This is a genomic window from Streptococcus pseudopneumoniae (assembly GCF_001073085.1).
In the GTDB taxonomy this organism is placed as follows: Bacteria; Bacillota; Bacilli; order Lactobacillales; family Streptococcaceae; genus Streptococcus; species Streptococcus pseudopneumoniae_M.
Genome location: NZ_JVFV01000038.1, coordinates 56263 through 63749, shown reverse-complemented (window position 1 = coordinate 63749; position 7487 = coordinate 56263). Strand labels below are relative to the sequence as shown.

The following is a 7487-nucleotide window of genomic DNA, read 5'->3' as shown; positions in this document are numbered from 1 at the left end:
GCAAATAATCTCTTGAGCATTCAGCTGGAAGAACAATTGGCTGAAAATCAAAGACTTCAAGCACGAGTGGATGAGCTGGAAGCTCTGCTTGATGAACAAACTAAACCAGCCGACAAAGGAGAATAGACATGGCAATCAATGGTTACAACTTATCAACAAAACCGTACTTAAGAATTTCTGGGTCCAATGTTGAGACCGTGGTAGAAATTCAATTATCAGAAGGAAACCGCTATAGCACTAACTCACGATCATTCCCTGGAGACCGTACAAATGAATCAGAAGATGTCTTGATTCAAGCGGTACTGGATGTTCTCAAGTCTGAATTGGACCCAAGCTCTGCAATTGTGCAGGCGCAGAATAAGCTTGAACAAGCTGAGCAACAGATTGCTCAAAACAAGAACGAGCAGGACAGACTTTCTGCTCTTGCAAATAAAATCGACAAAGTAGTGCGTGTCATGGCTCAAGATTCTATCATGGGAGAAAAAATCGCCTACGGTACAACCTACAAGGAACTTGTCGAACTCTTCCCACTTGTTGAGGAAGGCAAGGTCTATCAACCGGGTGATATGTTTGTGATTGAAGATCCTGAACACGTTGAATTGAATGGCGAAGGCAAGCATGTCTTGATTCAGACAAATCAGGTTTTTACTTACAAAGGCGAATCTATCAAGCAACTTGAAGGTGGACCATCTCAAAATGGTTTACTTGCCGTTTGGAAGTGGGATGGAACAAAAAACGACAAACAGACTCAAACATCTAATGAGTTAGAGACAAAACCTGTTCAGTAAAGGAGAATATATGAAAATCGAATTGTTTAACTTTTTTAGAAGCCTGATTCAAACAGAAGATGGCTTGGTATTGTATGCTTTAGGCTTAATTGTGATTCTAGAAATCGTAGATTTTGCATCAGGGACGTTTGCAGCAATTGCAAATCCAGAAATTGAATACAAGAGTAAGATTGGTATTAACGGCTTGATTCGAAAGATTCTAGGTGTCCTCTTGTTGATGGTATTGATTCCGATGTCTATCTTGCTACCTGAAAAAACAGGCTTTGCATTCTTGTATTCGATTTATCTCGGATATTTGCTTTTTACTTTCCAATCGCTAATCGAAAATTACCGTAAGTTGAAAGGTAATGTGACTATCTTCCAGCCTATTATTAAGGCATTTGAGCGTTTATCTGGCGATAAAAACGATAAGAACGAAGGAGAACAATAATGGATATTGATACAAGTAGACTAAGAACTGACCTTCCACAAGTTGGGGAACAACCATACAGACAAATTCATGCGCATTCAACAGGGAACCCGAACTCAACGGCACAAAATGAAGCAGACTACCACATGCGCCGTCCTGTTGATTCAGGATTTTTCTCACACGTTGTAGGTAACGGCCGTGTGATGCAGACCTGGTATACAGACATGGGGGCATACGACGTAGGAGGTGGCTGGAACGTTGAAGGATACGGCCAAGTTGAGCTGATTGAAAGCCACAGCACAAAAGAAGAGTTCATGCGTGATTATAAGCTCTATGTTGAGCTTTTGCGAAACCTTGCCGATGAAGCAGGGATTCCTAAAACGTTAGACTCTGACAGTCTAGCAGGCATCAAGACACATCAATACTGCACCTATAATCAACCTCGAAACTACTCCGACCATGTAGATCCATATCCTTACTTGGCCAAATGGGGCATCAGCCGTGAGCAGTTTAAAAAGGATATCGAAGGCGGCTTATCTGAAGCAGGCTGGAAGCGTAACGGCACTGGCTGGTGGTGGGAGGAGTCAGATGGTTCTTATCCTACAAACTCATGGAAGCAAATCAACAACGAATGGTTCTACTTTGATGATCGTGGCTATTGCCTAATCAATCGATGGTTCAACGATGGTAAAGACTGGTTCTATCTTGACAAACGTGGCGCAATGGTCACAGGCTGGATGTTCCTCAACCATCGATGGTATTTCTTCAAGTCAGATGGTCGTATGGCTACAGGTTGGGTGAAATACCGTGAAACCTGGTATTTTATGGAAGAAAAAGATGGTTATATGCTATCTAAAAAATTTATCAAGTCTGGTGATGGCTGGTACTATCTGAAGGCAAACGGTGAACTTCATACAGATCCAGCATTCAAAACTGAACCAGATGGTCTTATCACGGTAGTTGACAAGGAAAAAGAAGAAAAGCAACAATAGGAAGAATTTCAAAATAGATTACACTAACCGCAGGCCTAGGCTTGCGGTTTTTTGTTTGCAATAATAAAAGCAGTGACCGAAATCACTGCTTATCAGCTGTAGCAAATTCATAAAGTTTTTCTGCTGTGAGAAGGGCCATTTTGTCCATGCTTGTTTTTCCTTTTCTGAGATCAGAAACAGTAGTCCACGGAACTCCAGCGCCTTGCGAAATAGCAGATGTAGAAATAGAACTGTTAAGTAATTCTTGAATAACTTTTCTCATATTATTTGTCCTTTTTATTTTTTAAATAGATATATACATTGATTGCAATTATAAAAATAGCTATTGCACTAACCATTGCTTTTCCTCTTTTCATTTGATAAAATAGAGGTGTGAGGGGCTTTCGCCCCAACCTCTTAGCGTTTACCTTTTTCTTTGACGGGATTTCGGTTTACGCTTTTTGTTTTGCCTAGCGACCGTTATTGCGGTCACTAGACTTGCGATAGCAGTTACTGTTTCAGGGATATTGTCTATCGCCTTTTCAAGTAACCTAAGCCAATCTTCTTTGTTCAACTTCCTCACCTCCTTTCCTTATCTTGATTATATTATATCACGGTACACCGTGGAAGTCAAGCGTTTTGATAAAGTTTTTTACTTTTTTTCAAAAAAAATAGACCTTGTCCAGAGGTCGGGGAGTTTGTAAACTATTAGAGTTAAATTGCAATCTTCTCAACTATACGGGCAAACATGGTATGAAAATGAATACGAAGATGAATACGATTTAAAAAAATGACGGTAATCAATGGAAATAATTTTAAATAAAAATAAGCAAAAACTCAACTAACGATAAGCAACGGAAATCAATTGTAAACACAAAATTCTTATACCATAGTTCGTGACAGTTCCTGTTTTTTTTGATAGAATCATACAGTATGCCCTTGGGCACAAAGTAAGAACTGGGGCTGTCTTTCCCAGCTTCGGAGGTAAAAAATGTCAGATTCGCCAATCAAATATCGATTGATTAAAAAAGAAAAACACACAGGAGCTCGTTTGGGTGAGATTATCACACCCCATGGCACCTTCCCAACGCCTATGTTTATGCCAGTAGGGACTCAGGCAACGGTCAAGACGCAGTCACCAGAAGAATTGAAAGAGATGGGTTCAGGGATTATCCTATCCAACACCTATCACTTGTGGCTTCGCCCTGGAGATGAGTTGATTGCTCGAGCAGGTGGGCTTCATAAGTTCATGAACTGGGACCAACCTATCTTGACGGATAGTGGCGGTTTCCAAGTATACTCTCTAGCGGATAGCCGTAATATCACAGAAGAAGGAGTAACGTTTAAGAATCACCTCAATGGTTCCAAGATGTTCCTTTCACCTGAAAAAGCCATCTCTATCCAAAACAATCTAGGCTCAGACATTATGATGTCCTTTGACGAATGTCCTCAATTTTATCAGCCTTATGATTATGTGAAGAAATCAATCGAACGTACCAGCCGTTGGGCAGAGCGTGGATTAAAAGCTCATCGTCGTCCACATGACCAAGGTTTGTTTGGGATTGTACAAGGTGCAGGATTTGAAGATCTTCGCCGTCAATCAGCTCAGGACCTTGTCAGCATGGACTTCCCAGGATACTCTATCGGAGGGTTGGCAGTTGGAGAAACTCATGAAGAGATGAACGCAGTTTTGGACTTCACCACTCAACTCCTTCCTGAAAATAAACCTCGCTACTTGATGGGAGTGGGAGCACCAGATAGCTTGATTGATGGGGTTATTCGTGGGGTCGATATGTTTGACTGTGTCTTGCCGACTCGTATCGCTCGTAACGGAACTTGTATGACTAGCCAAGGACGTTTGGTTGTCAAGAATGCCCAGTTTGCTGAGGACTTTACCCCACTTGATCCTGAATGCGATTGCTACACATGTAAGAACTACACACGTGCCTACCTTCGTCACTTGCTCAAGGCTGATGAAACCTTTGGTATCCGCTTGACAAGTTACCATAACCTCTACTTCTTGCTCAATCTCATGAAGCAGGTCCGTCAGGCTATTATGGATGACAATCTCTTGGAATTCCGTGAGCATTTTGTTGAAAAATATGGCTACAATAAATCAGGTCGTAATTTCTAAGATTATTAATCTAAAGCTGAAATCCTAAGTTTTCTCTTAGGATTTTTCTTCTTTTTTTGATAAAATAAAGGTAGTATGGAATGAACATTAGATAGTTTTTTTACTACTCTAATGAGCGGAGAATAAACTCGTATGCGTATTAAATGGTTTTCCTTGATCAGGATTACAGGCTTACTCTTGGTACTCTTGTACCATTTCTTTCAGACGGTTTTTCCAGGAGGTTTCTTCGGGGTTGACGTCTTCTTCACCTTCTCAGGTTTCCTAATCACGTCACTTTTATTAGAAGAATTTGGACAAAAAGGTAAGATTGATATCCTAGGATTTTTCAGGAGACGTTTCTATCGGATTTTTCCACCAGTCGTCTTGATGATCCTGGTCGTTATGCCTTTTACTTTCTTGGTTCGACAGGATTATGTGGCAGGAATCGGTGGTCAGATTGCTGGTGTCCTTGGTTTTATGACTAACTTCTATGAAATGCTGACAGGAGGAAGTTATGAATCTCAATTTATCCCTCACCTCTTTGTTCACAACTGGAGTTTAGCGGTTGAAGTTCATTACTATATCTTGTGGGGCTTGGCAGTTTGGCTCATGTCTAAGCAAGCCAAAACAGGTGGGCAACTACGGGGAATGGTTTTTCTACTATCTTCAATTACCTTTGTTGTTAGCTTCCTTTCAATGTTTATTGGTAGCTTTATCGTTTCTTCCTACTCAACGCTTTACTTTTCAAGTCTAACTCATGTTTATCCATTCTTCCTAGGTAGTGTCCTAGCTACCTTGATAGGGGTCCGTCATACGACACCTCTTCTCAAACGTTTGAATCAAATCATGGACTTGAAACAGACCTTGTTAGTCTTTTCAGCTGGTCTCGGACTTTTACTCTTATTGACCTTCTTCGTGAAATTCAATTATCTCTTTGCCTACTTACTTGGCTTCTTGTTGGCAAGTTTAGCTGCTCTTCTGATGATCGTTGCAGCACGACTTTTGCATGAGAAAACTCCGACGATTGAAGAGCCAAAGGTAATTAGCTTCTTAGCTGACACCAGCTATGCCGTTTATCTTTTCCACTGGCCGTTTTATATCATTTTCTCTCAGTTGATGAGCAATCTACCAGCTGTGATTCTCACCACTATCTTCTCTTATCTCTTTGCAAGCCTTTCTTTCTATGTGATTGAACCTTTCATTGCAGGGAAGAACAGTAGCTTATTGCAAAAGGTAAAAGAAATTCCGCATATTCAACCAATTTTTGCGGGTAGCGTCGGTTTCCTTAGCTTACTGACACTGATTGTGATGCTCATAGCTCCCCAAGTCGGTGCTTTTGAAACGGATTTGATGGTAAATGGCCTCAATCAAGCTCAAACTAATATTACCCGTACAAAAACCATGGCGGATCAAGCAGAAGCAAGTCGCTACAATATTGCCGATGGTGTATCCATCATCGGAGATTCTGTAACCTTGCGTGCAACACCTGGACTAAAAGAGGTTCTACCAGACGCTCAGACAGATGGTCAAGTCAGCAGAAATACCAAGCAAGCCAATGCTATTATGCTCAACCGCAGTCAGAATAAAGTCCTCCCTAAAATAGTCGTTATTGCTACTGGAGTGAATAACCCTGAGGATTATAAGGCTGATATCGATTCTTTGATAACAAATCTACCTAAGGGCCATCAGCTTGTACTTGTGACACCTTATGAAGGGGATAAAACTCAAGCAACTCAGCCTTATGTAGAACAGTATGCTAGCTATGTGCGTGAAGTAGCTCAAAAGTATCCTTACATTGAGGTTGCAGACTGGAATCAGGTATCTAAAGATCATCCAGACATTTGGAAAGGAACAGACCAGGTTCACTTTGGAAGTGATAATACCAAACTAGAAGAGGGAGCTAAGCTCTACGCAGAAACGATAGCATCAGCTATCAAGGCCTTGGCAGATAAGCCTGTGAAGTCAAAATAATATTTAAAAAGTAGAGATGACCTTTCTCTACTTTTTCTTTTTAGAAAGTATGTCTTAGAAACTCAATCATTCTCTAAGTTTATCTCTCTTCCCTTTGCCAATATCCTCTTGCTATGGGTTGTTATCTCTTTAGGCAGTTTGGACCAACTATGGCAATCTCTATGCTTTCGTTTTTATGGCGAATCCAGTCTTGATGGGGAAAGACTTGCCAAATTGTCAGAATTATGAGAAAATAGGTGCAGTTTACAAAATGGAGGGAATGCAATGAGAGAAGATATCAAAATCAATGATCGTGCTCTAGCATTAGGAGAACAAATCATTGAAAAGCTAGAAAAAGTTTACGATACAGATGTGGAACTAGATGTCTATAATCTTGGTTTGATTTACGAGATTCATTTGGACGAGGCTGGTCTTTGTACAATTGTCATGACCTTCACCGATACTGCCTGTGACTGTGCAGAAAGTTTACCCATCGAAATCGTTGCAGGTTTAAAACAGATTGAAGGAATTGAGGATGTCAGGGTTGAAGTTACCTGGTCGCCTGCCTGGAAGATTACGCGAATCAGTCGCTATGGTCGCATAGCTCTTGGTCTACCACCACGCTAAAATACAAGAGCTCTCTGCTAATGAACAGAGAGCTGTTTTGTTATTCGATTCCTCTAACTGCGAAATAGTGTCCGCTTGGATTTGCAAAGTTAAAGTGAGGGAAAGGTTGAGTATTGATCGGACTAGTGGTATCAGTCACTGCAGCTAGGCGCTCGTGAAGGGCGTGAAGGTCCGCTGACTCTAAGAGAAGGCTAGGTTTCATATCAACTACCTCTGGCGATACCTGACGAATAAAGTCTTTGGCGTAGACAGTAAAAGTCAATATACTGTCCGTGTGAGGTTTCATTTCAAAAGTTTCAAAACCCATAATTTCAGATTGATTAAAAACTTCAAAACCGATAACTGACTAAAAGTCTCTCTCGGGTGCTACGTCTTCTACGTAGAACATAATTCCTGTATTTTGTGAAAACATTGTCTCTCCTTTATAATCATAGTTAGAGCAATTATCTTATCACATTTCACGAGATAAGACAAAGAATTAGAAAGAGTCTGGGACAAAAAGATTTTGATTTTAGGAATTCTTTATTATAAATTGTTAAAATCGATAGATTAGACAAAAAAGCGAACAAGACAGTATTCTGAGTGTCAGATAACTTGTTTTGTTCGCTTTTTATATTTAAGGTTAGACT

The 7487-nt window shown here is 40.5% G+C and carries 8 protein-coding genes and 1 pseudogene; 6 read left to right on the top strand and 3 right to left on the bottom strand.

Features of this window, described 5'->3' with window-relative positions:
* Window positions 1-128: 128 nt before the first annotated feature.
* The 3 genes from ADH90_RS07955 to ADH90_RS07945 are packed head-to-tail and all read left to right on the top strand — an operon-like array spanning window position 129 to window position 2189.
* Window positions 129-788 (top strand): hypothetical protein, encoded by a 660-nt coding sequence (locus ADH90_RS07955; protein WP_049530786.1) that lies wholly within the window; start codon window positions 129-131, stop codon window positions 786-788.
* Window positions 789-798: 10 nt separating this feature from the next.
* The gene (locus tag ADH90_RS07950) at window positions 799-1218 is read left to right on the top strand and encodes a phage holin family protein (RefSeq protein ID WP_049530784.1); all 420 of its coding nucleotides are present in this window, start codon (window positions 799-801) and stop codon (window positions 1216-1218) included.
* Window positions 1218-2189 carry an N-acetylmuramoyl-L-alanine amidase family protein gene (locus ADH90_RS07945; RefSeq protein ID WP_049530783.1) on the top strand — a complete coding sequence of 324 codons (972 nt, stop codon included), beginning with the start codon at window positions 1218-1220 and terminating at the stop codon, window positions 2187-2189. Before ADH90_RS07950 ends, ADH90_RS07945 begins: the two co-directional genes overlap by 1 nt.
* An 82-nt stretch (window positions 2190-2271) precedes the next feature.
* On the opposite strand, the gene ADH90_RS07940 is transcribed toward ADH90_RS07945, so the two are convergent.
* Both ADH90_RS07940 and ADH90_RS11415 read right to left on the bottom strand, forming a co-directional pair.
* Window positions 2272-2451 carry a hypothetical protein gene (locus ADH90_RS07940; protein WP_001233347.1) on the bottom strand — a complete coding sequence of 60 codons (180 nt, stop codon included), beginning with the start codon at window positions 2449-2451 and terminating at the stop codon, window positions 2272-2274.
* 141 nt (window positions 2452-2592) lie between these two features.
* Window positions 2593-2742, bottom strand: a complete 150-nt coding sequence (locus ADH90_RS11415) for a hypothetical protein (protein WP_001030863.1) — start codon at window positions 2740-2742, stop codon at window positions 2593-2595.
* Between the two features lie 417 nt (window positions 2743-3159).
* On the opposite strand from ADH90_RS11415, the gene tgt reads away from it, so the two are divergent.
* The 3 genes from tgt to ADH90_RS07925 all read left to right on the top strand — a co-directional run bounded on the left by tgt (window position 3160) and on the right by ADH90_RS07925 (window position 6858).
* A complete protein-coding gene (tgt, locus tag ADH90_RS07935) occupies window positions 3160-4302 on the top strand; it encodes a tRNA guanosine(34) transglycosylase Tgt (RefSeq protein WP_016466286.1) in 1143 nt (380 codons plus the stop codon).
* 132 nt (window positions 4303-4434) lie between these two features.
* Window positions 4435-6252 (top strand): acyltransferase family protein, encoded by a 1818-nt coding sequence (locus tag ADH90_RS07930; RefSeq protein WP_049530780.1) that lies wholly within the window; start codon window positions 4435-4437, stop codon window positions 6250-6252.
* 264 nt (window positions 6253-6516) lie between these two features.
* Window positions 6517-6858 (top strand): metal-sulfur cluster assembly factor, encoded by a 342-nt coding sequence (locus ADH90_RS07925; protein ID WP_049530778.1) that lies wholly within the window; start codon window positions 6517-6519, stop codon window positions 6856-6858.
* A gap of 40 nt (window positions 6859-6898) precedes the next feature.
* On the opposite strand, the pseudogene ADH90_RS07920 reads toward ADH90_RS07925, so the two are convergent.
* Window positions 6899-7270: pseudogene (locus tag ADH90_RS07920) on the bottom strand (glyoxalase).
* Window positions 7271-7487 lie beyond the last annotated feature (217 nt).